The organism is Pantoea sp. Ap-967 (assembly GCF_011752565.1).
GTDB lineage: Bacteria > Pseudomonadota > Gammaproteobacteria > Pseudomonadales > Pseudomonadaceae > Aquipseudomonas.
Window position 1 is genome coordinate 1 of record NZ_VWXK01000010.1, and the last position, 26,035, is coordinate 26,035.

Here is a 26,035-nt window from a genome sequence, read left to right on the forward strand (position 1 = left end):
GCTGGAGCGAGGCCGACAGCTAGCTGACCAGTTGTTCGGGTTAAAGACTCAAGCGGGGCAGGTGCCCGACTCGAATACATGATTTCCCCGTCCTTCATTTAACGGGTGGGGTTTATGGATCGCTTACATATAGCCAATTTGGCGATACCGTAGTGCTGTCTACGAATTCGCATGGGTCCAAGGTATTAAACGAATATCAACCCGTATCCCTCCCCGCTTGTCATCCCCACGCCCCTCCATATAGCATTGCGAAAAATTCTCATCCGCATCCAACCCCAAGGCCCGCCGTGTTCTCACCAACCGCCCCGCCTTCAGCCCCAGCCGACATCCAAGCCCTCTACACCGAGCACCACGCCTGGCTTGTCGACTGGCTACGCAAACGCCTGCGCCAAGGGGATAATGCCGCGGACCTCGCCCAGGACACCTTCGTCAAAGTCCTCGGCAAACCCGAGCGCCTGAAGGACGTCAACCAGCCTCGGGCCTGGCTGAGCACCATCGCCAAGGCATTGGTCATCGACCGCACGCGCCGTGACCGTGTGGAACGGGCTTACCTGGATGCCATCGCCCACCTGCCAGAGCCCCTGGTGCCCTCGCCCGAAGCGCAGATGATCCTGCTGGAAACCCTGGCCAAGGTAGACGCCTTGCTCGACGGCTTGCCGCCCAAGGTGCGCAAGGCCTTCCTGCTGTCGCGGCTGGATGGGCTGGGCTACAAGGACATTGCCGAGCGGTTGGGCGTCAGCCTGCGGTCGGTGGAAAGCTACATGGCAAAGGCGATACGCCATTGCTATCTCGCCACCCTATGAGCGGCGCTACCCGCCCCGAATTACCAGACGACGTGCTCGATCAGGCGATCATGTGGCTGGTTCGCCTGCAGTCGGGGTATGCCGACGAGCAGGTTGTCCAGGGCTGCCTGCAATGGCGCCAGCGTCATCCGCTGCACGAAGCGGCCTGGCAAGCATTGCAGGCCAATGAAGCGACGTTCAGCAGCCTGTCGGACATGCCCGGCGGGGTCGCCCACGCCACCCTGGAGCGCATGCAGCATCACCCGTTGGGCCGGCGGCGGCTGCTGCAGTTGCTGGGCACCGGTGTGCTCATTGGCGGTATGGGCTGGCAGAGCCAGGGGCTTGTTCGGCGCTGGGGGGCGGACTACAGCACCGCCGTGGGTGAGCGGCGGGCGGTGATGCTCGCTGACGGCTCCCGCCTGCACCTCAATACCGACAGCGCAGTGAACGTGGCCTTCACCCACAGCCAGCGCCTGGTCACGCTTGTGCAAGGCGAGATTTTCATCGAGACAGGGCCTGACAGCGGCTCGCCCACCGGGCGGCGCAGCTTCTGGGTGCACACGGCCCAGGCGCGCCTGGAGGCACTGGGCACTGCTTTCGCTGTTCGCCAGGGCGATAGCCACACCAGGCTTGCGGTCGAGCAAAGCCAGGTAGTCATTCACCAAGGTATACGCCAGCAGTTGGTGAATGCGGGTGAACAGTACGCGATCAGCCTCGACGGCTGCTCCAGGCTGCCCGTGGGCGAGATGGATGCCAGCGCCTGGACCCGGGGCCAATTGGTCGTTCGCAGCATGCCGATGCAGGCGCTGGTTGCCGAACTGGCCCGCTATCAGCGCGGCTGGATCCTGTGTGCACCCCAGGTGGCCGGGTTGAAGGTGTCCGGGGTCTTTCAGCTGGAGGACATCGACCATGCATTGGATGCACTGGCAGGCTCGATGCCAGTGAAGATCGAGCGGGCTACCCGGTTCTGGCGCCGGGTCGTTGCGGGTTGAGCAACCTTCGCAAGAAAAAATGAACATCAGGCTGCGGGTTTTTCCGAGCACTTCGGCAAACAGGGAAAAGACCCTGCCAAACGAATGGAGCTCGATTCACATGTCATCCGCGTTCTCACCCCGCCCCGTCCCCATCACCCGCCTGGCCCTGGCACTGCGTGGCGTGCTGCTAGCCAGCGCGGCGAGCGTGGCGCTGCCGGTTTGCACCGTGCAGGCACAGCAGGCGCAAGCACGCCACTACGACCTGCCCGCCGCCACCCTGGAGCAGTCGCTCAATGCCTTTGCCCAGGTTGCCGCCATCAACCTGTCGTTCGACCCGGCATTGGCCCAGGGCAAGCACGCGCTTGCCCTGAAAGGCGACTATACCGTCCAGCAGGGCCTGGGCGTGCTGCTTCAGGGCTCGGGGCTGGGTGCCAGCGAGGCGGCCCATGGCAACTGGGTGCTGGGCCCGGTTGCCACCCAGAGTGGCACGGCGCTGGAGTTGGGCAGCACCTTGGTCAGTGGCCAGGGCATGGGGGAGATGACCGAGAACAGTGGCTCCTACACCACAGGGGCGGTCAGCGTGGGCTCGAAAAGCCCCACCAGCCTGCGCAACACGCCGCAATCGGTATCGGTGTTGTCCAGCCAGCTGATCGAAGACCGCAGTGTCACCAGCCTGCAGGACGCACTGAAAATGGCCCCCGGGGTCACGGTGCAGAAAACCACCAGCGATACCTATGAGTTCTATTCCCGCGGCTTCAACATCGACAGCATCCAGATCGACGGGGCCGCGCCCATGGCGCTGTCATCGGTGGCCACCAGCTTCTACTCGCGCCGTTTGTACAACCTCGTCGAATTCGACCACGTGGAAGTGCTGCGCGGCTCGGGCGCACTGTTCGGCGGCGTGGGTGACCCCGGTGGCGTAATCAACCTGGTACGCAAACGCCCGCTGTCGGACTTCCAGTTGAAGTTCGAAGCCGCCGCCGGCTCCTGGGACAACTACCGCTCGCAAATCGACGTGACCGGCCCGCTGACCGAGAGCGGCAATGTGCGCGGCCGCCTGGTGACGGCCTATACCGACCGGCAATACTTCACCGATAAACTGGCCACGCAAAAGCCCACCATCTACGGCGTGTTCGAAGTAGACCTCGGCCCACAGACCATCCTCACCCTGGGCGGCATGTACGAAAGCACCCACTCCAATTCTGCACTGGGCCTGCCGCGCTACAGCAATGGCAAGGACATCGGCCTGGCGCGGCACACCAACCTGGGGCAGAACTGGTCGTACATGGACAACATCTCCCAGGAGATTTTCACCAAGCTCGACCACTACTTCGACAACGACTGGAAGCTGAACGTCTCGTACACCAACACCCGTGATGCCGGCAAGGCGCTGGCAGCGGTATCGGGCAATGCCGTCAACCCGTCGACCTTGGCAGGCCCTGTGTGGCGCGCCAGCTACAACGTCTACTCCACCAGCCAGGACCTGATCGACAGCAACCTGTCGGGCAGCTTCGATGCCTTCGGCCGCGAGCACCAGTTCGTGTTGGGTGCCGACTACCAGCGCGTCACCAGCCGCTGGCAGGGCGCAGGCGTGTTCACCGGCACCGGCGTGCCCATCGACGTCTTCGACCCTGGCTACTGGAAACCCACCACCATTTCGTTGGAAACCCCGCGTGACTACAGCCCCAACACCCAGGAGCAATATGGCCTGTACGGGCGCTTGACGCTGCAGGTCGCCGACCCGCTCAAGGTCATTCTGGGTGGCCGGGCAGCCCGCTACCACTTCCAGCAGGTGTATACCAACGCAGGCGTGGTGCAAAGCGACATCGACATGCGCGAACCCACGCGCTTCGTGCCTTACTTCGGCGCCATCTACGACCTCGATGAGCAGTGGTCGCTGTACGGCAGTTACTCGAAGATCTTCAAGCCCCAGCAAAGCTACATGCTCGGGCCGGTGGGCAGTAACGCCGTGCTGGAACCCTTGACGGGCAAAACCTCCGAAGTGGGTATCAAGGGTGAATTGTTCGATGGCCGCCTGAACACCAGCCTCGCGCTGTTCTACACCAAGCGCGAAGACGGCGCCGTGGAAGACACCAACTACCCGAGGACGTCGGTGCTGTATGGCGGCAGCTGCTGCTACCTGAACCAGGGCAAAGTCATCAGCAAGGGGATCGAGCTGGAAGCCTCGGGTGAAATCCGCAAGGACTGGAACCTGATGGCCAGCTATGTCTACAACTACAACAAGAACCAGACCGACAGCACGGCGCTGAGCACCATCACGCCCAAGCATCAGTTCAAGGTATGGACCACCTACCAACTGCCTGGGGAATTCTCAGACTGGACCGTGGGCGGCGGGGTCGACCTGCAAAGCGCGACGTATGTCAGCGGCACCACAGTGCGGGTGGATGGCAGTGGCAACATCCTCCAGAAGGATATCCCCTTCGACTACAAGCAAAGTGGCTACGCCGTGTGGAACGCGCTGTTGAAATACCGCGTGGATGATCACTGGAGCGTGTCGCTCAATGCCAACAACCTGTTCGACAAGTCCTATTACCAAACCGTCTCCAGTGCCGCGAATGGCAACTTCTACGGTGACCCGCGCAATTACATGCTGACCTTGAGAGGAACCTTCTGATTCAGGCTTGCGGTGGGTGGCTGGGCAAGCCCGCGCCTGCAACCTGTAGCCCGCCCACATCGCACAGCTCTTGCAGCACGCGCTCGCGGGCGGCTTCCATCACCTGTTGCGGGCTGACCCCGGCAATCTGCAGCAACGCCCGCAGGCAGGCGGCATAGCGGCTGTCGCGCTCTTCCAGGCGGGCCGCCAGCAGTGCCAGCAGGTGCGCTACATCGGCCAGGCATTCCTGGGCGGTGTGGCCATCGCAGGTGGACAGGTACTCCAGGTACAGCGGGATATAGTCGGGTTGCTCACCGACGGCGATTACCAGGCCGGCTTGCTGGTACCGCGCCTTCAGTTCAGCCATGGCATGCGCGCGGTCGCGTGAGCTGCCCGGCACCTGTTCGAACAACAGCAGCGACAAGCCGCTGCCATCCTTGAACAGGCGGTCATGACGCGCCTGCACGACAGCCGGACTGTCGTTGCCGGCCAGATCGTCCAGTAGGCCGCGCAGGGCGGCGCGCTGCGCCGGGTTGATCTCAACGGCGCTGTCGATCGCCGTCGAAAGCGCCTGGCAGCCCTCGACCAACGCCTTGTCGGGGTAGTCGAGCAGCAGGGCAATTACCTTGAGAATACGCATGTTCATTTTCCCCACGGTTGGGCGATGTTGGTCTAGGTCAATGGCAAGCCGGCGGGGTCGAGGCATCCGCAGAGCATGAGCAGGTTGCCCAGGCCGCAGCAGTTCATGGCCGCTGTATCAGCAAGGATCAGGCGGCGGCCATGTTCGACTCCTCTCAGCCTCACCGTGCCAGCAGCAGGCTAGGAGGCTGATGCGCGCGAACGATTGACCTGCATCAAGGTGTGCCACCCCTCGCCTGGCGCACCCAGCAGGCATCTACCCCCAAGGAGGTAGGTCAGGGAGAAACCGGTTTACCCAGGTAAACCAATGAGTTGCATGCGTATCCCATGATCCTTTGACGCTGCATTCGCGGCCGTCGACTTCTTTGTAGGTAGGCGCCCGTGAAACGGGCTGAAAACCATCTTCCCGCCCTGAAACGACAAATAAGTTGTCTGCAAAACCTGATGCAGAGCAGGGAAAATTCCCAACTCTCCAGCCGGCCAGCGACGCACTGCGTGCGCAGCTGAATAATGGCCGACGCCCGTGCGCGAGCAGCATCTCGCCCGGTTTTCTGCGCCACTCTCACGCCTAGGCCTCACCATGACCGCTGCTGCCCCTTACACCCTGTTGCTGGCCGACGACCACCCCATGATGCGCCGCGCCGTGCGTCAGCTGATTGAACTGGAGAGCGACCTGGTGGTGGTCGGCGAAGCCGGCAATGGCCTGGAGGCCTGCGCCATGGCCGAGCAACTGCTGCCGGACTTGTTGGTGCTCGACAACAACATGCCGCAACTCAATGGCGTGGCGGCGCTCAAGCGCCTGCGCGAAAACGGCTATGCCGGGCCTATCCTGCTGTTCACCATGTCCGATGCCCAGCAAGACGTGCGTGACGCCCTGCGCTACGGCGCCAATGGCTACCTGCTCAAGGACATGGAGCCAGCGCTGCTGATCGGGCAACTGCGTGAGGTACTGGCGGGAGGGCTGGTCGTCAGCCCGTCGCTTGCCAGCGTACTGGCCCAGGCCCTACGCCCGCCGAGCCCGGCCAGTTCACAGGAATTGACCGAGCGCGAGCGGCAGGTGCTGAAGATGATTGCCGCCGGCCTTAGCAACAAGATGATCGGCAACAAGCTGGGGATTACCGAAGGCACGGTGAAGGTGCATGTGAAGCACCTGCTGCACAAGCTGGGGCTGCGCTCACGGGTAGTCGCAGCCGTCTGGGCCTTGGAAAACCTGCGCTAACCCCAGCCTGCGCCCATCAGGTCAGAACGCCGTGCTGACCGTCAGCGACATGTTGCGTGGGTCCCCGTAGATCGCCCCGGCATAGAACCCGTACTGGGTGTAGTAATGCTTGTCGAACAGGTTATCCACATTGAGGCTCACCGCCGTGTCGTCGGTTACCTGGTACTTGGCCATGGCGTTCCAGATGGCATACCCCGACCAGTTCACGTCCGACGCGCCCGCACTCACACCGTTCACCGGCTGCCCCGCCGGGCTGGAAATTGCACGGATGTTGCTCTGGGCCTTGACCCCGGCGCCCAGGGTCAGGCGATCGAGCGGGCCCGACAGGCGATAGGTGGTCGAAGCCTTGAACAGGTGCGATGGGTCGCTGCGCCCATCGCTGTCGACACGGCGGAAGTGCAGGTAGGTGTAGCCGGCATATACGTTCCAGTTCGGCGTCAGGGCGCCGGCGATTTCCAGGTCGATACCGTCGGTTTCCTGGCCGGTGCCGGCCTTGTAGGCATCGCCGCCGGTTGGCGTGGTCAGGCCATCGTCGAGCACGGCCTTGTTTTCCTGCTTGGTGCGGAAATAAGCCGCCGAGGCGTTCAGGCGGCCGTCCAGCCAGGCGCCCTTGATGCCGGTTTCGTAGCTTTGCCCACGAATCGGCTCAACCTTGGTACCGCTTTCGGTTTCGGCGGTTTGCGGGTTGAAGATGTCGGTGTAGCTGGCGTACAGCGAATAGGTGTCGTTGAGGTCGTACACCGCGCCCAGGTAAGGCGTGACGATACCGTTGTTCTGCTGGTTGCTGCGCACGCCGGCCACGCTGCGGGTGGTTGCCGAGTAATCGGTGGTGCGCACGCCGACGATCACCGACAGCGGGTCGGTGATGCTCAGGCGGGTAGCGGCGTACATGCCTTGCAGGCGGGTGGTGGTCTTGCTGTGCAGGCCGGTGCGCGAGGCGATCATGTCGTAGTCGCTGTCCACGCCATTGCGCCAGTCGCTGATCGGCAAGCCGTTGTTGGCGCGGAACTGGCAGCCCAGCGACGGTGCGCTGGCCCGGCCATCGCCGACCATGGTGCAGGTGTACTGCGGCGACCAGGCCACGGTGCGGCTGTCGTTGTAACCCACCATGGCCTGGTGAGTACGGCCGAACAACTGGAACGGGCCAGACAGGTCGATCTGGGCCGATTGCTGGGTGGTGTCGCTGGAGCTGTGCAAGCCGTTGAGCACCGCGCCACCGCCATCCTGGTCCCAGTAGCCGCCATAGCTGCCACGGCCAGCCGAGTTGACCTTGGCCAGGCCCCGGTGGTTGAGCACATCCGACGTGCTCTGGGCCGCTTTCAGGTCCAGGCTCCAGTCATTGTCGAAGCGGTGCTGCAGCGAGCCAAACGCGGTGCGGGTGGTGTACTCGCCAAAGCTCCAGCTCGGCACCACGTTGGTGCTGCGCGGCAGGTCGGTCTTGCTGCCGTCGCGGTACCAGATGGGGATGTTGGCGCCCCAGCCACCGCCAACCACCTTGTTGTACTCGTACTGGTAACCCGCACCGAGGGTGGTGGCATCGTCGATGTCGAATTCGAAGTTGGCCAGGGCCGCGCGCGAGCGCTCGGACTGGTTGTCGCGGAACGAGTTGGCGTCGCCTTGGGTCATCACGAAGCGCGAGCGCAGGCGGCCATCTTCGGACAACGGCAGGTTCAGGTCGGCGCCCAGGCGGCGCTTGTCCCAGCTGCCGTAGGTGGCATAGGCGCTGCCGCCAAAGGTTTTAGTGGGTGCCTTGCGAATCAGGTTGACGGTGGCCGACGGGTCGCCGGTGCCGCCGAGCAGGCCGTTGGCGCCACGCACGATGTCGATGCGCTCGTACAGGTCCATGTTCAGGGCATTGCCGCCGCCATTGAAATCCGAGCCGCCCTGGAACTGCAGGCCATCGACCTTCCAGTTGCTGATCGAATAACCGCGGGCGCGGAAGTCGGTGCGCCCACCCACTTCGGACTTGCTGGAACTCACCCCTGGCGTGGTGTCCAGGGCCTGCTCGATGGAATGCACAGCGCGGTCGTCCATCTGCTGGCGGGTGATGGTAGTCACCGACTGCGGGGTTTGCCGCGGCGTAAGCTTGAGGCCTGTCGAGCTGCGGGTGCTTTCCACCGTATAGCCGAGCTGGCCGGTTTCATCTGCCGATACCAGCGCGCTGTCCTCGATCTGCGTGGCGTCCAGCTCCAGGGGCTTGCTGTCGGCGGCAACCGCCGCGCCACTGACGGCCACGGCAACGCAGAAGGCCAGGGGGTGCAGGCGGCTGCCGCCGCGAGTAGTACCAGAGACGTCGTTGATGATGCGTTTATGATTCATTTGGGAAGGCTTCGTATTCGCAGATGATTTTTTGTTAGGATTCTAGGCATCCGCCCACCAGGCTCCATGGCCGGCATGTACGGGCATGTAATAGAACGTAACCAGCGCCAGCCGCCCTCCCCTACAGGTGTATTCCCGATGAGCACGACCCTGCTTGTCGTCGATGATGACGACGAGATCCGCGAACTTCTCTGCGATTACCTGGCCGATGCGGGCTACACAGTGTTGGCGGCGGCCGATGGCGAGCAGATGCGCGAGCAATTGGCCAACGCCAAGGTCGAGCTGGTGGTGCTCGACCTCATGCTGCCTGGCGAGGATGGCCTGAGCCTGTGCCGGCAACTGCAGGCCACGCCGGGGCTCGCGGTAATCATGCTGTCGGCCAAGGGCAGCACCCTGGACCGCATCATCGGCCTGGAAGTGGGTGCCGACGACTACCTGGCCAAACCCTTCGAGCCGCGTGAACTGATCGCCCGCATCAAGGCCGTGCTGCGCCGCCCGCAGCGCCTGGATAAAGATGCCGAGCCTGCCGCCGAGGCACGGCACTTCAGCGGTTTCAGCCTGGATGCGGTCAAGCGCCTGCTGATCCGCCCTGACGGCGAAGCCCTTACCCTGCCCCGTTCCGACTACCGGGTTCTGCATGAACTGCTCGAAGCCAAGGGCCGTGTGGTGTCGCGCGACCAGCTCACGCGTAGCGCATTCGGCCGCGAGCACCACCCCGACGACCGTTCGGTGGACATGTGCATCAGCCGCCTGCGCCAGCAACTGCGCCACGCACCCAACGGTGCGGCGCAGATCCTCACCATCCGTAACGAAGGCTACCTGCTGAGCATCGCCCGCGCCGAGGCGCACGGCTGAAATGCGCTGGCTTCGCCGCCTGTGGCCGCGCACGTTGTTTGGCCAGTTGCTGCTGATCATGGTCAGCGGCACCTTGGTGATCCAGCTGATGTCCAGCAGCATCTGGTTCGACGTGCGCTTCGCCCAGGTGCTGGAGGCGCCCGTGCGGCTGATTGCAGCGCGCAGCGCGCCGCTGATTGCCCAGGCCAACTGCCACGCAGGCCGCGTGAAGGTGCCGGCCCATTACCACCTGCGCTGCGCCGAGCAACTGCCCGCCAGCGAAGACGACCAGCGCCGCGGGCGGCGCCGGGTCGAACTGCTGCTGCACCAGGCGCTGAAGTACGAACTGGGCCACGCCCAGGACGTTCGCCTGTTGAAGGTGCAACTGACCGACGAGTTGGGCCGGCCAATCGTCTGGCGCAGCCTGTTCGGCCTGCGCACCGCCCAGGCCCATATCGAATTCGCCGTGCCCCTGGCCGACGGCCACTGGCTGACCATCGACGGCCAGGAACTGCAAGGCTGGAGCGGTGAGTCGGCCTGGGTGTTGATCAGCGATTACCTGCTGCGGGTGTACGCCCTGCGTATTGTCGCCGTGCTGCTGGTCTGCCTGGTTGCCGTGCGCCTGTGCCTGCGCCCGTTGCGGCGCCTGGCCGATGCGGCGCGGGGCCTGGGCAGCAACCTGGAGCAGGCGCCACTGGCCCTCGACGGCCCCGAGGAAGTACGCCAGGCCGCGCAGGCGTTCAATGCCATGCAACAACGCCTGATCGCCATGCTCAACGACAAGGCCTACTTCCTCGCCGCCGTGTCCCACGACCTGCGTACACCGCTGACGCGCATGCGCCTGCGCCTGGAACGCCTGCCCGACGATGAGCAGCGCGAGCGCCTGCGCCAGAACATCACGCAGATGGACGGCATGATCGGCCAGGTGCTCGACTACCTGCGTGCCGGCGAGCAGCAGAACCTGCAGCAGGTTGACCTCGACCGCCTGGTGGCACGCCTGTGCGCCGACCTGGCCACCCCGGCCGAACCCTTGCCGGTACAGGGCAAGGGCGGCACCTTGTGGGTCGATGCCTTGCTGCTGCAGCGCTGCCTGCAAAACCTGCTGACCAATGCCCTGCGTTATGCCAGGCAGGTGTCGGTGACCCTGGAAACCGCGCTGACCGGCGTGTACATCCATATCGACGACCGCGGCCCGGGCATCGCCCCGGCCTTGCTGGCGACCATCACCGACCCGTTCGTGCGCGGCGAGGGCTCACGCAACCAGGCCTCGGGCGGCTATGGCCTGGGCTTGAGCATCGCCCAGCGCATCGCCAGCAGCCACGGCGGTGCCTTGCTGCTGCACAACCGCGAGGGCGGCGGCTTGCGGGTCAGCGTGTTGCTGCCACGCCATGGCGGCGCCTAGCCTTGCTGGCGCGCTTGGCGCAGTGCCACCAGGCGCTGGCGCATTTCCCGGTGCCGGGTGCTGTTGAACGTGAGCAAGGCCAGCAATGGCAACCCCAGGACAAAGCCCAGCACAAGCATGTTGCTGCCCGCACCAATCAGGCTCAAGCCCATCAGCAAGGCAACACCGGGCACCGGTAGCGTGGCCCACAGTGACCAGCTGACCCCTCGAACCATCAGGTAGTGGCCGAACGTCAGCAACAACGACAGCACTGCGGCGCAGGCCATCATGTAGAACGGGCTGTCCGGGTTACGCCGCCAAAAAGTGCTGACCCACAGTACGGTCGACACCGCGATGGCCAGCACGCAGAGAAAATACCCCAGCATGAAGATGGGGAAGTAACGCGCCATAAAGGCGCGAAAATCGCTGAACCCCAGCATCACTCCTGCTCCTCGAATAACCCGATGGCGATGCTTTGCTGCACCGTGCCACTGCCAGCCAAGCCGAGCACCGCGCCCACACTGTCGTGTACCAGGGTCTTGGTGGCATGGCTGATCTGGGTCGGCGTGTAGCGTTTGGGCAAGTTGCCCGCAGCTTGCTCCAACTTCAGCAGCTTGGGCTTGAGGGCTGGGTTCTGGATCGACAGCAATTCATCGGTGAGCGCCTTGCGCTGCTGGCGGCTGAGGCTTTTGGCCAGCTCATACCAACTGCGCCCGGTGGCAGCCTTGTGTACCTGAAGGTACTTGACGGTAGTCAGCCCGCTCACGCCCACCCCCATCAGCGCGATGTAGTCGAGGACAGTGCTGGTGGCGGTGTAGTACTCGTTGCCATCGAGCCGGTCGTTGAACTCCGGGGCCGCCACCTCGGCCACGGTGCGCACGGCGCCATTGACGCATTGCAAGCCGCTGGACACGGCGGCGCCAATGCTGATGTAGGTCAACACTGCACTGGTGCCGGCGGTGAACGGTACGGCGATGGTGCCACTGAACACCACCCACCAGGAAATGAACGCGCCGGCGCAGGCCAGGGCCGCATTGCCCGCCTCCTTGAGCACTTTCGATTCACGCGGGTTGTTCTGCAATTGCTCGGTGAACTGGGCAGGTGTTACGTAGCGGTTGATTTCGCGCAGGATCAGGCGCTTGGGCCGGATGCTGCAAATCGGTCGAAACTCACGCAGCACCACGACGTTGTACTTGGCATCGATGAACACCACACCGGCGCCCACAATGCCCGGGTCGGCGTCGATGGCGGCAAACAACTTCTGCTTGTCGAGCAGCCCCTCGATGCGCTGACGCGCCAGGAACTGCGAGGTACTGCCAAGCGGGTTGGCCAGGATATCGGTCATGAATCACTTTCCATGGGCAAAAGGCTGACGGCGAGCTGCGCTCGCTCCTGCACGGGGCGGCAGGAACGAGCAAAGCTTGCGATACGCCGCGCACGGCGCGAGGCGTGGTTCACTCAGACGTTCGGGCAAGGCACCGGAGCCCAGTCACCCATATCGGGGCTGCGGCACATCTTGTTCACCTGGTCGGCACCGGCATTGGCCACCTGCTGGGCCTGGGCCTTCTTGCTGGTAGCGTTCTGCAGGGTCTTCTCAGTGGCCACGGCCTCTTGCGGCACGGCCTTGTTCACCTTCTTGGCGGCGGCCTTCTTGCCAGTGCTTGCAGCAGGCGCGGCTACCGCAGCCACCTCGGTACGCTGCACGCCAACCTGTTTGAGGTCTTGCTCGTAGGCCTGGGTGTAGTTGTCGAGGTTTTCACCCAGGCGGCCGTTGACCGCGGTCAGCAGCTTGTTCGATTCCTGCAGGCCCGAAACGATCTCGGCCAGGCGCTTGCGCCCCTCGGTATCGTTGATGCGGTTGGCCTTGCGGCCCTCGATCAGGCTGGTGAACTCACGCTGGTAGCAGCTTTGCGAAGCCTTGGCATAGGCAGTGGTGCGGTCCAGGTCAGCCGCGCTCTTGTCGATGTCGCTGGCGTACGAAGCTATGCGCTGTTTGTCGTCGCTGATCTGCTTCTGGCGCTCGGTGTAGTAACCAGCGGCCCCACCCACCAAGGCGCCACCGGCAGCACCGATGGCGGCGTTGCGGCCACGGTTTTCCTTGTCGACCAAGGCACCGGTAAGGGCCCCGCCCAGTGCGCCGATCACCGCGCCGCTGGCCACCGAACGGGTCATGTCACCGTCGGTGGAACGCAGGTGGGAAACAGGCTCGTAGCAGCTTGGGTAGTACTCGACCTTGGTCGTGGCACCGACCTTGGCCACAGGCGAGCTGGCGCAGCCGCCGAGCAGCACGGTGCTGAAGCCTGCGGCCAGCAGCAGGGCGGTACGGGCCTGGGAAGCGTTGATCTTGGATTTTCGGCTGAACATGTTCAGGTTTCTCACTTGGGTGGGTCGGACCGGGGGCGTCATGCCTCCCGGGGTAGGTCATGGGAAGCTGCTGTCAGGGGGACCGAGGGGCCGCCGATGCCAGTAGCTCCTTGAGGATCGTCGCCGGATCGGCCCGCCGGTTCTGGCGGTACTCCCCGACGTGGCGGACGAACAGGGTGGCGCGGGCCATGAGGCTGTTGCCCAGCACCGGTTTGCGATTGAGTTCTTCCTTCACCTGCTGGAACTGCGCCTGTATCACCGCATCGGTGTAGCGCGCACCGCTGGCCAGGTTGTCGATGTAGATCGCCACCGCGCCATCGAGCGCGGCGCGGCCATTGGCGATGGCCGCGCCATACATGCGCGCGCTGGTCTGGTCGCCGGAGGCCTTGGCCTGGGCCTGGGTGTTGCTCAGGTTGGTCAGGCGGATGTTGTAGTTGTTGATGGTTTCAGCCACCAACGCGGCAGACTGGATCAGGTTGCCGGCGGCTTCCTCGCGCTGGCGGGCGATCAGCGAGACGCTGCGCTTGAGCTCTTCGTTGACCAGCCCCAATTCGGCCTGCTGGCGCGGGTCTGGGGTGGCGGCAATGATGCTGTCCAGGCGCTTGGTCGGGTCCTGGGCGGCGTCGATGTCGTCGGTCAGGCTGGCCAGGCGGCCTTCCTTCTGCCATTGATCGAACAGTTCCTGGTAGCGCGAACGCGGCGCCGACAAGGCACCGATCGCCACGCGAAAACCGGTGGTTTCGTTACGCTGCTCGGTGCCGTCGGCCGCGAACAGCGGGTACTCGCGGCGCATGCCGGTGAACAGCGTGCCCTCGCCTTCGAGGTAGTTGCCGCCCTTGACCACAAAGCCGCCGTAGGCGCCCTGACGGCGGCCGGCGTGCACCAACTGGAACGACTCCTGGACCATCTCGGCCGCGTTGCCGATCACATCGAACAGCCCCAACGGGTTGGGCAAGCGGGTACCGATGGGCATCAGCCGCGCGGCTTGGCCGGTGCCACCGGCAACCTGGTTGAACACCGCCCAGTCGGCCAGCGGGCCGTCACCCTCGGCGCCCTCTGCCTTGCGCGGGAACAGGCGCCCTTCCAGTTCCTGGCGGCTAACCGCCGAGCCGCCACGGGCAGCGAATTCCCATTCCACTTCGGTGGGCAGGCGTACGAAGCCGACGCCGCCATCCTCGGCGCTGCTGCCGCGGCCACTGACCGGCAGCAGGTCGCGGTGGTGCTTCATCAGCCAGGCGCTGTAGACCGCAGCGAAACGTTCGGCCTCAAAGCGCGACAGCTTGACCTTGGGCAAGCGCCCCGCCTGGCTGGTGTCTGCCTGGCAGGCGGGCTGCACGTCGCCATCGGCCAGCGCTTGCGCCTGGGCCATCACCTGGGCGTACTGGCGGGCCGTTACTTCGTACTTGCCGATGAAGTACATCATCGGCTTGAGCGGGCTGCCCGCCTCGACGTTGGGCAACAGCGGGGCCACGGCTTTGCGCCACTGCGGTGCAAGGTCCGCGAGGCTGAACTGGCCATTGATGAAATCACGCCGGTAGCCGGAAATGAACGACTGCTTGTAGCCCGCTTCGCCCTCGCTGAAGGGGTAGCCAAGGCTGATTTCTCGATCGTCCAGGCTGCCCTGGGCCAGCACGTACACGCTACGCAGCACCAGCTCACCACCACAGGGCAACGGCAGGCTGACATCACCTGGCAGCGGCTTGGGGTTGTCCAGCTTGCCAGTGTCCACTGGGCCAGCTGCCTGGGGCTGGGGATGAGCCTGGGGCTGAGCCGGCGCTTCGGCCCTGGCCTTGGGTTGGTCGTCGCCATCGGCCGGCGAGCAGCCGGCCAGGCCAAGAGCGGTCAATACCAGGGCGGCTGCCCCGATGCGAAGGTCAGACATCACGGATTCCTTGGCAGGCATCGATACGCACAACCCGCCAGCCACCCAGGGCGGCGGCGCCGGTGCTGGCCAGCAGCACGAGGGTCAGCGCATAGACGTAGTGCATGGGCAGCAGATGGCTGGCGAACTCGCCAGGCGTCTGCATGAACAGCCGGTTCAGGCCGTATTCGGCCAGCAAGTACAGCAAGGCGGCCAAGGCGGCGGCCAGCAGGCCGCTGAACAGTGCCTGCAGCATCACCAGCAACAACAACGCCGCCGTACCAAAACCCAACAGGCGCAGCACCGCCAGTTCGCGCTGCTTGCGCTCCACTGCAGCTACCGCACCGGCGGCAACCGCAGCCACGGCGCCGGCCACGGCCAGAGTGGCGATGATCCAGAACACCAGCCCCAGGTTGCGGCTCAGCGACTGCACTTGGGCGATCTGCGCCGCCTGGGTCGACACCAGCAAGCGGCGCTCGGCAAAGAACTGACGCAGCGTCTCGACATCATTCAGCTCACGGGCGTACAGCCGAAACGCCGGGTAAACCCGCTGCCCCTGGTCGGCTTCGGCCTCGCCAGGCCAGCCCAGGGCTGGCACGGCGCGGCCATCGCGGTAGTTCTCGACCGCTTCGAGCAATTCCAGTGGCGCAAACAGCCCATCACGCTCAAACGCTGACAAGGGCAGCACGGCCGACACCTGCAGCGGCGTCTGGCGCCACTGCACCTGGCCCGCCTGTTGGCGGCTGAAGCTGGCCTGCAGCGTATCGCCGGCCTTGGCTCCGAGTTTTTCCGCCGCGGTGTAGCTGAGCACCACTTGGCCTGCGCCAGCAGGCGGTTTCACGCCCTGAAGCAGCGGGTCACCCGCAGCGGTCGGCAGCATCTCCACGGTCACCCCACGGCCCTGGGCGGGCAGCAGCAATTCGGCGGTGGCAGCAATCTGGCGCGTACGCGGTATGGCAAAGGCCACTTCGGGGCGTTGCGCCAGCTCTTCGATAAAGCTTGCCTGGAAGCGCCCACCCCCCAGAGGAATGACCTCGCGCACACCCGGGTCACGCTGCAGGCGCTCGGTCAGGCTGCCGACCAGGCCGAACTTGAGGCCGAACAGCACCAGCAACGGCGCGATCACTGCCACCAACGCAAGCACACTGCACGCCGACAGGCGCGCATCGTTGCGATAGTCCTGCCAGGCCAGCCCGGCAATTAGCAGCGGGCGCATCAGGCGGCCTGCTCCAGGTTTGCGGTGACGCCGCCATCGCTGTCGCGCTGGCACGCCATGCGCAGTACGCGCAACCCGGCATCACGTGCCAGCGCTTCATCATGGGTGGCGATCACGCAGGTCACCCGCCGCGCCGCCGCTTCCCCCAGCAACAGCTGCATGACCCGCCCGGCATTGAGCGGGTCCAGCGCAGCGGTAGGCTCGTCAGCCAGCAGTAGCCCGGGGGCATGGGCCAGCGCCCGGGCGCAACTGACCCTCTGGCGCTGGCCGAGGGACAACGCCGCAGGCTTCTTGGCCAACTGGTCCTGTACATCCAACGCGCCGGCCAGCCGTTCGATGCTGCCGTCATCGGCCAGGCCCAGCAGCTGGCGGGGCAGGCTGATATTGCGGCGCACGTCCAGGAACCCCAGCAACCCGCCAGCCTGCAGCACATAGCCCAGGTGCCTGCTGCGCAGGGCCGCCAGGCGGTCGATCTGGCGCTGGCGCCAGAGGCCGGCGATATCTTCCCGGGCGCCAGCCACCTGCAACTCGAAGCGCTCGGCGCTATCGGGCGCCAGCACCAGGGCCAGCAGGTCGAGCAAGGTGCTCTTGCCGCAACCGCTGGGGCCAACCAGCGCCACACGCTCACCCGCAGCCAACTGCAGGCTGTCGATGTGCAGGCTGTAACGCTGTGCCCCCTGCCCGCGCGTCTTGCGCACCCCGTTCAGGCCAAGCATCACGGCAGCGTCGACAGCGGGACACGGTAAAGGGCGTCGCCCGGTTCGGCATTGCCGAAGCGCACCCAGTTGGCCATGTCGTTGTGGAAGGTTTCGTACAGGCGGATCTTCGAGTCCAGCTCATCGATGAAGTCCTCCTGCTCGGCCACCGACAGCGACAGCCAGAGGTCCTGGGTCATGCCCAGCGACTTGCTACGGTACGGCAGGCCATCGAGGTATTCGCCCAACACCCCGCCCTGGGCCAGGTTGGCACCTTTGCGCAGGGCGCCCGGGTCGCGGCTCATGTAGGCACTGGCACTGGCGATTTCGTTGAAGAAGTCGCCCGGCGAGCTGCGGGTCTTGCGCGCAGCATCGACGATGAGCTTCAGCGATTGCTGCAGGTCGTTGAGCTGCAGCTTGGTCAGCATCACGCACACCTGCAGGCTCGGCAGCGCCGGGTTGGTCAGGTCGCGGTCGGCGGTCCAGGCACTGACCAGCTGGGGCGCCTGGCTGGCACCATGGCGGCCGAGGAAGTCCATGTGCATGGCATAACCGATGGCCTGGGACTTGGCCGCCAGGCTCGCACCTGTGGTCAGCAGCGGCACCGGCTGAGGCTGACGGTTGCGCACCTGGTGCACCAGCTCGGCGAACGTCGAGCTAATTTCCCGCACCCGCTCGCCGAATGCGCCCACCTCACCGCCCGGCACACCCACGTACAGGTCACCGATGCGTGGGTTGCTGTCGGCGGTGAGCACGCGGTACTGGGTTTCGGCCGAGGCATGGTTCCTCACCCCGGCCGGGGTGCGCAGGTGCAGTGCGTAGATCTTGATCTGCTTGCTCAACGCCGCCTCACGCACCTGCGCCTCGTTCATTTGCGTGCTGCTGAACGGGTCGTTCTTGCGCAGCGCGCCAGCATCGCTGACCAGCAGGATGATGCGCCCGCCGTAGCCGGACCAGTCCATGCCATCGACCGCTTGCATCACGCCGGCGAAGGCATCTTCGTTGAACGAGTGGCTGGAAACCTGGGTCGCCCTGACCTGCTCGGCCGCCTTGAGAAAGCGTGCCGGATCACGGCCTTCATCAAGGTTGACCAAGGTTTTGCTCAGGTACTCAAGGCCAGGCGTGCGCTTGACGCTGTTGCGAAAGCCCACCAGGCCGAAACTGACGCTGCCCAGCTCGCCACGGCTTGCCAGTTGCTGCTGCAGCTCACTCACCACCTGGCGTACCCGATCGATGTAAGGCTGCATCGACACCGAGGTATCCACCACCAGCACGATGCCGGTGCGAAACGCGTTGTCGCCAGCAGCCGCCACGCCCGCCGCTTGTGGCTGCGGGCTGCGCACGTCGCTACCGGGGTCGATCGAGGCGATGTTGAGCAACTGCACCGGCTGGCCGTCGGCATCGAAGCTTTCCCGGTAGTCAAAAATCGGCATCAGGTAGAACTGATTCTGCGGCACGGCGCTGGCCGCAGGCTCCAGGGCCATGACCTGGGGCACCTGGTCGGGGCTGCGCTGGGCCTGCTGCAGCACTTCGCGGGCCTTGCCGCTGTCGTCGAGCAGGCGCTGCACATCATCGGCCTGGCGCAGGAACATCATCGGCGCTCGCCCGGACCGTTCGGTGAACTTGAGCACCAGGCTCTGCTTCCAGTCGCTGGCCTGCGCGGCGGCCAGCCAGCCCTCGCGCTGGCCGTCGCTGGCGGCGCCCACTTCAAGCCAGTCCTGGCCATCGACCTGTTTGCGCTGGTAGACGTAGAGCACGGAGAACGCCGGCAAAGGCTTGCCTTCGGCCAAGCCAGGCTGCGCCAACAGCTGCGCGTCGGGCTTGGTCAGCACGCGCTGGAACAAGGTCTGCTTGCCGGGCATCAGCAATGGGCGGCCATCCTGCGAGGCGGCGACCGGGGGCGTCGATGCCCGTTCATGGGTAGCCGGGGCCTGTGCCACCGATGTGTCCGAGGCAGGCGGGCTGTCGCCCTTGGACAACCAGAAGAACGCCCCGCCCAAGCCCAGCGCCGCAGCGATAGCCAGCGCCAGCACGGCCTTGGCCGGTTTGCTGGAGGCCGGCGCTGCAGGCGCCTGGGGAGCAACCTGTGGCGTGACCGGCAGCGGGCGCACCAAGGTGTGCTCCGGCTCAACGGCAGGCGCGATGGCCGGGGCCTTGAGTTGGTCAAGCGCAGCGAGCACGGCATCGGCGTCGGTGAAACGCGCCTCGGGCTCCTTGGCCAGCAGCCCACGCAGAATGCCCTGGTACTGGCCATGCTCGATGGGCAGTTCCGGCAGCGGTTGGGTCAGGTGTGCCAGGGCCGTGGACAGCGCGTCGGTACCCCGGTACGGCAGCTCGCCAACCAGAATCTCGTAAAGCACCACGCCCAGCGCATACAGGTCGGCGCGGCCGTCGATGTCCATGCCGCGCGCCTGTTCCGGGCTCATGTAGCTTGGCGTACCCACGGCGAAACCGGCCTGGGTGAACTGGGTGCGGTCATCCAGTGACTTGGCGATGCCGAAGTCCGACAGCACTGCGGTGCCATCGGCACGGAACAGAATATTGGCCGGTTTCACGTCACGGTGCACCAGCCCTTGGGCGTGGGCATAGCCCAGCGCCTGGGCGATCTGGCGCACGTAGACCAGCCCCTGTCCAGGCGTGAGGCCTGCGGCGATACGCTCCTTGAGCGTTCCGCTGGGCAGGTACTCCATGGCCATGTAGTACAACTCACCGACATTGCCGATGTCGTGGATGGTGGCGATGTGCGGGTGCGACAGCCGCGCCAGGGTGCGTCCTTCGCGCAGGAAGCGTTCGCAGAACGTGGGGTCGGCAGCCAGGCTCGCCGCCATGATCTTCAGCGCCACCTTGCGCTGCAGCGAGCGCTGGGTGGCCAGGTAGACGCTGGCCATGGCGCCTTGGCCAATTTCGCTGTCGATGTCGAAGCCGGGTATCTGCATGCTCTGGGTGCTCATGGGTTCGCCTTGACCACCACTGCGGTGATGTTGTCGGGGGCGCCACGGGTCAGCCCCAGGTGTACCAAGCTGCGGACCACCTGATAGGGGTCGGCGTGGCCCAGCACATCGGCGATCTCGTGGTCTTCGGCGGTCTTGTTCAGGCCGTCGCTGCACAGCAGGTAGGTATCGCCCGGTGCCACTTGCAGGTCCACGGCCTGCAGCTCAAGGTGGTCCTCGACGCCAATGGCACGGGTGACAATGTTGCCGCGCGGGTGCACCCTGGCCTCGGCTTCACTGAGCAAACCGCTGTCCTGCAGCTCCTGGACATAACTGTGGTCATGGGAAAGGCGCTCGAGTTTTCCGTCGCGCAAGCGGTACAGGCGGCTATCGCCCGCCCACAGGCCGATCGCCTGCGCGCCACGGGCTGCCAGCACCACCACGGTGCTGCCCATCATCGCCACGCCGCGGCGGCTGGTTTCGGCCCGCACGCTGCCGTTGACCCGGGCCAGGGTGTCGCGCACCGCCTGGGCGACATCACCAAGGCCGTGGATGATCGGCAGCTGGCGCAGGCTGTCGACCGCCAGGCTGCTGACGTAGTCGCCTGCGGCATGGCCACCCATGCCATCGGCCACCGCCCACAGGCCATCCCAAGTCAACTCCAGGCAGGCGTCTTCGTTGATCTTGCGAACCATGCCGACATGGCTGTAGCTGGCTGCCTTGTAATGCATGTCAGTCATGCAAGCTGCCCCTCATTACCCAGCAGGAAATCGGCAAAATCTTCGCTGCGCGGCAAGCCGGCGCAGCGCATAAGCCCCGCTGGAATATGTTCGCAGCCCCGTCCCCACCACAGGCTCATGCCTGCGCAGGCACATTCGGCCAGGGCCATCGCCCGCCCCTGTGGCGTGGTTGCGTCCAGCCGCTGCAAACCACCCACGGTCACCCGCGGCTCGTCCTGCAGCGGGGGTATTGGATTACGCGAAGGTGCTGGCAGGGCCGCCTCGAAGCCCTCGAAGCTGGCAGCAGGTTCGAGTGTGCCCAGCAGGGCAGCTTCAGCGGATTCGAACCACTCCTCGGCCCCGGCCACCCGCGCTGCCAAGGGTTGCTGCGGGGCCAGCACCTGGGCCACGGTGAGCGGAAAATACCGGCCAACCTTGTCGATGCTCGGCATCAAGACGCCCACCACGGCATCCACGCCACACACCCCGGGCGCCAGCGCAAAGCGCCACAACGGGCTCACCAGATAGGCCTGCAGCCAGCGCTCGCCCAGTGCTTGCTGGCTGGCTTGCAGGCCTGCTGCCAGCCACTGGTCCCATGGCTTGATGAACCCTTGCGGCAGGCCGCGGCTGACGAAGTCGCCCCGGCAGGCCAGTTTTCCGTAGAAACCCACGTCGTTCACAGATGCTCCGGCAGGCTGAAACCGCTGACCACTCGGCTGCGGAACGGGTTGAACGCGCTGCTGGCACGCAGCTCGTAGGACACGCTGGCGCCATCCACGCGCAAACGCAGGTTGAAACGCTCCGGCGAACTGCCGGCCACCAGGTCGGACTGGTCGAGCAGGCGGAACCACGCCCATGGCCCTTCCAAGGTCACCCCTGAGCGGCCGCTGGCGGCCGGCGGCGAGATCGACAAGCGCACCACGCCGATGCTGTTGGGGTTGGGCCACTGCAGCGCCACCGGGCGGCTCGGGCCGTGGTCGTAGCTGACCTGCTGGCCATCGAGGTCAAGCAGGAACTGGGTGATGCTGGCATCCATCGCCACGGGCTTGAGCTCGAAGCGCACGCCTGGCTGCAGGCCACTGGTGTTGCGGAAGAAGGCGTCGCGGATGGTCGCCGCACGCTGGAAGGTATGCAGCACGCCGGCATTGATGCCCAGCTTCTGCGCCGCACCCGGCTGCCAGCTCCACGGTGTGCTGGCCGTGTTGACGTAGGGCTGCAGGTATTTGCGGAAGTAGTTGTCCATCACCCCGCCAACGCCGAAGAACTGGCCGAAATCCTCCAGCGTGGCGTCACGCGCGCTGCCAGCCACCAAGGGGTAGCGGCCACTGAGGGACTGGCGATAGACGTTGACCACCTCACTGGTCCAGGCCGCGTTGAGCTGGTTACGCACACCGCCCATCACCAAGCCATGGGTGGCGCCGAGCACCGAGCTGACCAGGTTCTGCACCACCGCCGGCTGGCGCGCAGCGCCCAGCGCCACGCGCTGCGCTGCAGCCTGGGCCTGGTTCTTGGCCTCGCCCAGCAGGGCATCACCACTGGCACCGACCATGGCGCTGACCTGCACATACAACGCATTCAGGTCGCCGAGCAGGCCATCGATGGCTGCGGGCTGGCCTTCGCCGCCATCGACCAACGCCGCCAGTTCGGCGAAGTGTGCGGTGACCGGGTCGACCTCGCGGGCAGCGGGGTTATCGCTGGCCAGCGGGGTGTCGCCGAGCAACCCACCCAGGCGCTGGCGCAACTGGTCGACACCAGCCTGCTCGGCCTTGGCCTTGGCTTGGTCGAGGGTGCCCGGCTGCTGCAGGTTGGTTTCCTTGGCCACGGCCTGCAACAGCTTCTTCAGCGGCGAGGTCGGGCCAGACAGCAGCCGCAGCACATCCGCCGCCTGGCCAACGCTGGTGATCGGTACGAAGTCGAGGTCCGCCAGCAGCGCATCCCACTGGCGAATGTAATCCTGGTAGTACAACTGCAGCACATCGTCTGCCAGGCGCTTGGCATCACCTGCCTCACCCGGCGCGCGGCCGAGCACCCAGCGTTCTTCGGCCAGGGTGGTGCTCTGCGCCAGGCTGGCGGCGAGAAATGCCTTGCGGTAACCCTCGACACTGAACAGCCCGGGCAAAGGCTCGCTCAATGGCTTGCCACTTTTGAAGCGAAACACCAAGGCGGCATCACGGCCAGCAGCATCGCTGACGTGGAAATCGCTGACGCCAGTGGGCAGTTTCTGGCGCTTGACCCGGTCGTACACCCGCTGGGCCACCGGCAGCTGTTGCAGCTGGCGGCGCGTGTCGTCGATCAGGCGTTGGTCCAGCCGGGCATTCGGCGGGCGCTTGTCGAACAGCGCCGCCAGGTGCTGCTCCAGTGCCTGACGCACGTCGGGCGCCAGGTCACGGGGCAGCTGGCGCTCCCAGTCGAGGGTGATCCAGGCCTTGATGAAGTCGGCATCGTAGTGCTCGCCATCAGCCAGCATCAGGTAGGCCTTGAGCCCTTCGTACAGGTAATCGGATGGGCCGCCGGCGTACAGTTGCTCCTCGATGCGAGTGACCAGGCGCGGGGCGAATACGGCAATCAGCAGCTTGCGGTAGACGCTGTCGGCCTCGCCTTCGAGCATGTCGCCCTGGAACAGGCCCAGGCCCTGGGCCCAGCCTGGTGGGTCGCCCGCCAGGTGACGCACGCTGTTGAGCAGGGGCAGCACGTCGATCACGCTGCGCTGCGCCGGGCTCAGCGACTGGACGCTCTGGCCCAGCGGCTTGAGACGGCTATCGACGTCGGCAATGTACTGCTGGTTGGCCCGGTAGCTCAGTGCCCACAGGGTGCCGACCACCAGTATCAACGCCACGCTCAGGGCCAGGGCGCCACGGGCGATCCACCTGCGCCGCTGCTCGACCTTCGGGTCGTTGCCGACCAGGCCGCGCTCGGCGAAGGCCACGGCACTGAACAACTGCTCGATGAAGTAGCTACGCCCGCTGCCGTTCTGCCGCGCCAGGTGCGCACGGTCAAGGCCCATACTCTGCGCCATGCTGCCAATCAGCCGGTCGATAGGGCTGCCTTCCTGGGTGCCACTGGTGAAGTACACCCCGCGCAGCAATGCCCTCGCCTCGAAGGCATTGGATTTGAATACGCCCTGGAGAAACGCCTGCAGGTTGCCGCGCAGTGCGGCGAACTGCTGCACGAACCCGTACACCAGGTCGCGGCGCGACGGGTCACGTTCCTGCTGCAGGCGCTCCACCAGGCGTTGGTTGAGGCGCTGTTCAAGCAGGGCGAACTCGCTGGCGAAACTGGCCAGCGGGCCATCCCCTTGCTGGCCCTCATCCAGGGCGAAGGTCATGCCCCAGACCTGGGCGCGCTCTTCCTTGCCCAGGTCGTCGAAAAACTCCATGAAACCCGGTACCAGGTCGAGCTTGGTCAGCATCAGGTAGATCGGGAAGCGCACCCCCAACTGGCTGTACAGTTCCTGGATACGCGTGCGAATCGCCGCCGCATGGGCCGCGCGCTCGGCATCGCTGCCCAGCAACAGGTCGGACAGGCTGATGGCGATGAACGCACCATCGATCGGCCGCCGCGCGCGCTGGGCCTTGAGCATGTCGAGAAAGCCCAGCCAGGCCGCCTTGTCGACTTGTGCATGGCTGTCCTGGGTGGTGTAGCGCCCGGCGGTGTCGAGCAGCACCGCTTGGTCGGTGAACCACCAGTCGCAGTTGCGCGTCCCCCCCACCCCGCGCACTGCGCCTTCGCCCAATTGCGCAGCCAGTGGGAAATGCAGGCCGGAATTGACCAGCGCGGTGGTCTTGCCCGAACCGGGTGGGCCGATGATCACGTACCACGGCAGTTCGTAGAGGTTGCGCCGCTGGTCGCCGCCCAGGCGCGCCTTCTTCAGCAGCGCCACGGCCTCGAGCATGCGCTGGCGCAAGGTTGCCAGCTCCTCGGCAGTGGCCACGCTGGCGGGGTCCGGCGGGGTTTCTGCCGCCAGGCTCTCCAGCACCTTCGCCGCCTGCCGGCGAGCCTGCAGGATGCGCCAGGCACGGTAGCCGAGCCACAGCGCGAACAGCAGGATGATAAGTGCCCAACGCGGGGCCGCAGGTGCCAGCGCGTCAAGCAGCGGGCCGACGTACCAGATGATCAGGCTCAGGGCGACAAGCCCCAGCAGCGGGATCAGCCAACGCACGACGATGTTCAAGAACGCCTTCACTCCACACCCTCCGCCAGCACGGTGATTTCAACCCGGCGATTCTTCGCCCGGCCTTGTGCGCTGTCGTTCGACGCCAGCGGCTCGGTGTCACTCAGCCCCTGCGCAGTGAAGCGCCCTGGCTGGCCGGTACGCGCAGCGAGCAGCTCCTTGACCTGTTCGGCGCGGGCCTGGGACAACGCCCAGTTGGACGGGAAGCGCAAGGTGGCGATGCGCTGGTTGTCGCTGTGGCCGGTCACCTTGACGTTGCCCTTGACCTTGGCCACGGCCTCGGCAATGCGCAGCATCAGCGGCTGGAAGTCATCCTTGATGCTGGCGCTGGCCGAGGCGAACAGCTCATCACCGCGAATGGTCACCACCGAGCGGTCCACCGCGTCCTGCACCGCAACCCGGCCGGCCTTGATGTCGTCGGCCAAAAAGCCCGCCAGGCGCGGGCGCTCCACAGGCTTGGGCTGAACCACCGGGCGGTCCATGGCCTGCACCGGGATCTCGCCCAGGGCGTGGATACCGCGAAACACCGGCTCGGCATCACTGGCCAGCTTCAGCCGCAGGCCCAGCAGCAACAGCAGCAGCAACGCCAGGGCCAGGGCCAGGCCAACCCAGGGCGGCAGGAACTGGGCCAGGCGGTCGCGGGTCACGGACACCCCACGCCAGTGCGGCGACAACTCGCGCTCGCGCTCGCCACGGGCGGCGCGGATGGCAGCCGCGGTACGCTCGCGCAAGGCATCGAGCTGGGCGCGTCCGCCGCTCATTACCCGGTAGCGTCCTTCGAAGCCGAGGCTGGTGCACAGGTACAGCAACTCCAGCAGGTGCAGGCGCTCGCGGGGGCTCTGGAGGCAGTGTTCGAGCAGCTGGAAGACCTTCTCGCCCCCCCAGGCTTCGTTGTGCACGGTGATCAACAGGCTCTGCTTGCCCCAGTCGCTGGCACTGCCCCAAGGCGTGCTCAGCACCGCTTCGTCAAGGGCGGTGCACAGGCTGTAACGCGCCAGCAGCACCTCGTTGCGGGCGACGCCTGCGGCTTCGGCACGCTCTTCGAACTGGCGCAGGTAGGCCAGCAGCTGTGCGCGCAGGCTGGCCGGCGCCGGGTGGGCGATGGTGTTGCGCAGGCGCGTCAGCAGCGCCAGCAAGGGGCCGGCCGCTTGCTCCAGCGGGTTGAGGCCCTGGGCTTGGCCGGCGGCCAGCGGTTCGGCGGGAACGTTCAAAGGCGCCGCAGCGCCCTGAGCTGGCGCGGCCTGCGCAGCGCGGCCACCGGGGCGCGGCATGAATTGGGTGCGGTCGAACGCCTGCGGATCATCCGATTGCATTGTG

19 protein-coding genes are annotated in these 26,035 nt (G+C 65.6%); 6 read left to right on the plus strand and 13 right to left on the minus strand.

Going from position 1 to position 26,035, the window contains the following annotated elements; genetic code table 11:
• Positions 1 to 287: 287 nt before the first annotated feature.
• The 3 genes from F3J45_RS12460 (at position 288) to F3J45_RS12470 (ending at position 4,391) form a co-directional block, all read left to right on the plus strand.
• A complete protein-coding gene (locus F3J45_RS12460; protein ID WP_167062553.1) occupies positions 288 to 803 on the plus strand; it encodes a sigma-70 family RNA polymerase sigma factor in 516 nt (171 codons plus the stop codon).
• Entirely contained in the window at positions 800 to 1,774 is a 975-nt protein-coding gene (locus tag F3J45_RS12465) for a FecR domain-containing protein (RefSeq protein WP_167062556.1), read from the plus strand. Before F3J45_RS12460 ends, F3J45_RS12465 begins: the two co-directional genes overlap by 4 nt.
• 100 nt (positions 1,775 to 1,874) lie before the next feature.
• Positions 1,875 to 4,391 carry a TonB-dependent receptor gene (locus F3J45_RS12470; protein WP_167062559.1) on the plus strand — a complete coding sequence of 839 codons (2,517 nt, stop codon included), beginning with the start codon at positions 1,875 to 1,877 and terminating at the stop codon, positions 4,389 to 4,391.
• 1 nt (position 4,392) lies between these two features.
• On the opposite strand, the gene narJ is transcribed toward F3J45_RS12470, so the two are convergent.
• Positions 4,393 to 5,010, minus strand: a complete 618-nt coding sequence (gene narJ, locus F3J45_RS12475) for a nitrate reductase molybdenum cofactor assembly chaperone (RefSeq protein WP_167062562.1) — start codon at positions 5,008 to 5,010, stop codon at positions 4,393 to 4,395.
• A gap of 579 nt (positions 5,011 to 5,589) precedes the next feature.
• Between narJ and narL the strand changes: the two genes are divergently transcribed.
• Positions 5,590 to 6,228, plus strand: a complete 639-nt coding sequence (gene narL / locus F3J45_RS12480; protein WP_167062565.1) for a two-component system response regulator NarL — start codon at positions 5,590 to 5,592, stop codon at positions 6,226 to 6,228.
• 21 nt (positions 6,229 to 6,249) lie between these two features.
• On the opposite strand, the gene F3J45_RS12485 is transcribed toward narL, so the two are convergent.
• Complete coding sequence (locus tag F3J45_RS12485) at positions 6,250 to 8,547, minus strand: TonB-dependent siderophore receptor (protein WP_167062568.1); 2,298 nt, start codon at positions 8,545 to 8,547, stop codon at positions 6,250 to 6,252.
• Between the two features lie 138 nt (positions 8,548 to 8,685).
• On the opposite strand from F3J45_RS12485, the gene F3J45_RS12490 reads away from it, so the two are divergent.
• Both F3J45_RS12490 and F3J45_RS12495 read left to right on the plus strand, forming a co-directional pair.
• Complete coding sequence (locus F3J45_RS12490) at positions 8,686 to 9,402, plus strand: response regulator (protein ID WP_167062571.1); 717 nt, start codon at positions 8,686 to 8,688, stop codon at positions 9,400 to 9,402.
• Between the two features lies 1 nt (position 9,403).
• Entirely contained in the window at positions 9,404 to 10,783 is a 1,380-nt protein-coding gene (locus F3J45_RS12495) for an ATP-binding protein (RefSeq protein ID WP_167062574.1), read from the plus strand.
• Here F3J45_RS12495 and F3J45_RS12500 read toward each other — a convergent pair.
• The 11 genes from F3J45_RS12500 to F3J45_RS12550 form a co-directional block, all read right to left on the minus strand.
• Positions 10,780 to 11,202 carry a hypothetical protein gene (locus tag F3J45_RS12500; RefSeq protein ID WP_167062577.1) on the minus strand — a complete coding sequence of 141 codons (423 nt, stop codon included), beginning with the start codon at positions 11,200 to 11,202 and terminating at the stop codon, positions 10,780 to 10,782. The two genes, F3J45_RS12495 and F3J45_RS12500, sit on opposite strands and share 4 nt — an antisense overlap.
• Positions 11,202 to 12,107: an NAD synthetase gene (locus tag F3J45_RS12505; protein ID WP_167062580.1), complete on the minus strand. Its 906-nt coding sequence runs from the start codon at positions 12,105 to 12,107 to the stop codon at positions 11,202 to 11,204. The genes F3J45_RS12500 and F3J45_RS12505 overlap by 1 nt, the downstream gene beginning before the upstream one ends.
• A gap of 113 nt (positions 12,108 to 12,220) precedes the next feature.
• Positions 12,221 to 13,126, minus strand: a complete 906-nt coding sequence (tagQ, locus tag F3J45_RS12510) for a type VI secretion system-associated lipoprotein TagQ (protein WP_167062583.1) — start codon at positions 13,124 to 13,126, stop codon at positions 12,221 to 12,223.
• Positions 13,127 to 13,199: 73 nt separating this feature from the next.
• Positions 13,200 to 15,008 carry an SUMF1/EgtB/PvdO family nonheme iron enzyme gene (locus F3J45_RS12515; RefSeq protein WP_167062586.1) on the minus strand — a complete coding sequence of 603 codons (1,809 nt, stop codon included), beginning with the start codon at positions 15,006 to 15,008 and terminating at the stop codon, positions 13,200 to 13,202.
• Positions 15,001 to 16,203: an FtsX-like permease family protein gene (locus F3J45_RS12520; protein ID WP_167062589.1), complete on the minus strand. Its 1,203-nt coding sequence runs from the start codon at positions 16,201 to 16,203 to the stop codon at positions 15,001 to 15,003. The genes F3J45_RS12515 and F3J45_RS12520 overlap by 8 nt, the downstream gene beginning before the upstream one ends.
• On the minus strand, positions 16,203 to 16,919 hold the full coding sequence (locus F3J45_RS12525) for an ABC transporter ATP-binding protein (protein ID WP_167062592.1): 717 nt from the start codon (positions 16,917 to 16,919) through the stop codon (positions 16,203 to 16,205). Before F3J45_RS12525 ends, F3J45_RS12520 begins: the two co-directional genes overlap by 1 nt.
• Positions 16,919 to 19,849, minus strand: coding sequence for a serine/threonine-protein kinase (locus tag F3J45_RS12530; protein WP_167062595.1), 2,931 nt, complete (start codon positions 19,847 to 19,849; stop codon positions 16,919 to 16,921). Before F3J45_RS12530 ends, F3J45_RS12525 begins: the two co-directional genes overlap by 1 nt.
• A complete protein-coding gene (locus F3J45_RS12535) occupies positions 19,846 to 20,568 on the minus strand; it encodes a PP2C family serine/threonine-protein phosphatase (RefSeq protein WP_167062598.1) in 723 nt (240 codons plus the stop codon). The genes F3J45_RS12530 and F3J45_RS12535 overlap by 4 nt, the downstream gene beginning before the upstream one ends.
• Positions 20,565 to 21,227: a type VI secretion system-associated protein TagF gene (tagF, locus tag F3J45_RS12540; RefSeq protein WP_167062601.1), complete on the minus strand. Its 663-nt coding sequence runs from the start codon at positions 21,225 to 21,227 to the stop codon at positions 20,565 to 20,567. Before tagF ends, F3J45_RS12535 begins: the two co-directional genes overlap by 4 nt.
• On the minus strand, positions 21,224 to 24,730 hold the full coding sequence (gene tssM / locus F3J45_RS12545) for a type VI secretion system membrane subunit TssM (RefSeq protein WP_167062604.1): 3,507 nt from the start codon (positions 24,728 to 24,730) through the stop codon (positions 21,224 to 21,226). Before tssM ends, tagF begins: the two co-directional genes overlap by 4 nt.
• Entirely contained in the window at positions 24,727 to 26,031 is a 1,305-nt protein-coding gene (locus F3J45_RS12550; RefSeq protein ID WP_167062607.1) for a DotU family type VI secretion system protein, read from the minus strand. The genes tssM and F3J45_RS12550 overlap by 4 nt, the downstream gene beginning before the upstream one ends.
• Positions 26,032 to 26,035 lie beyond the last annotated feature (4 nt).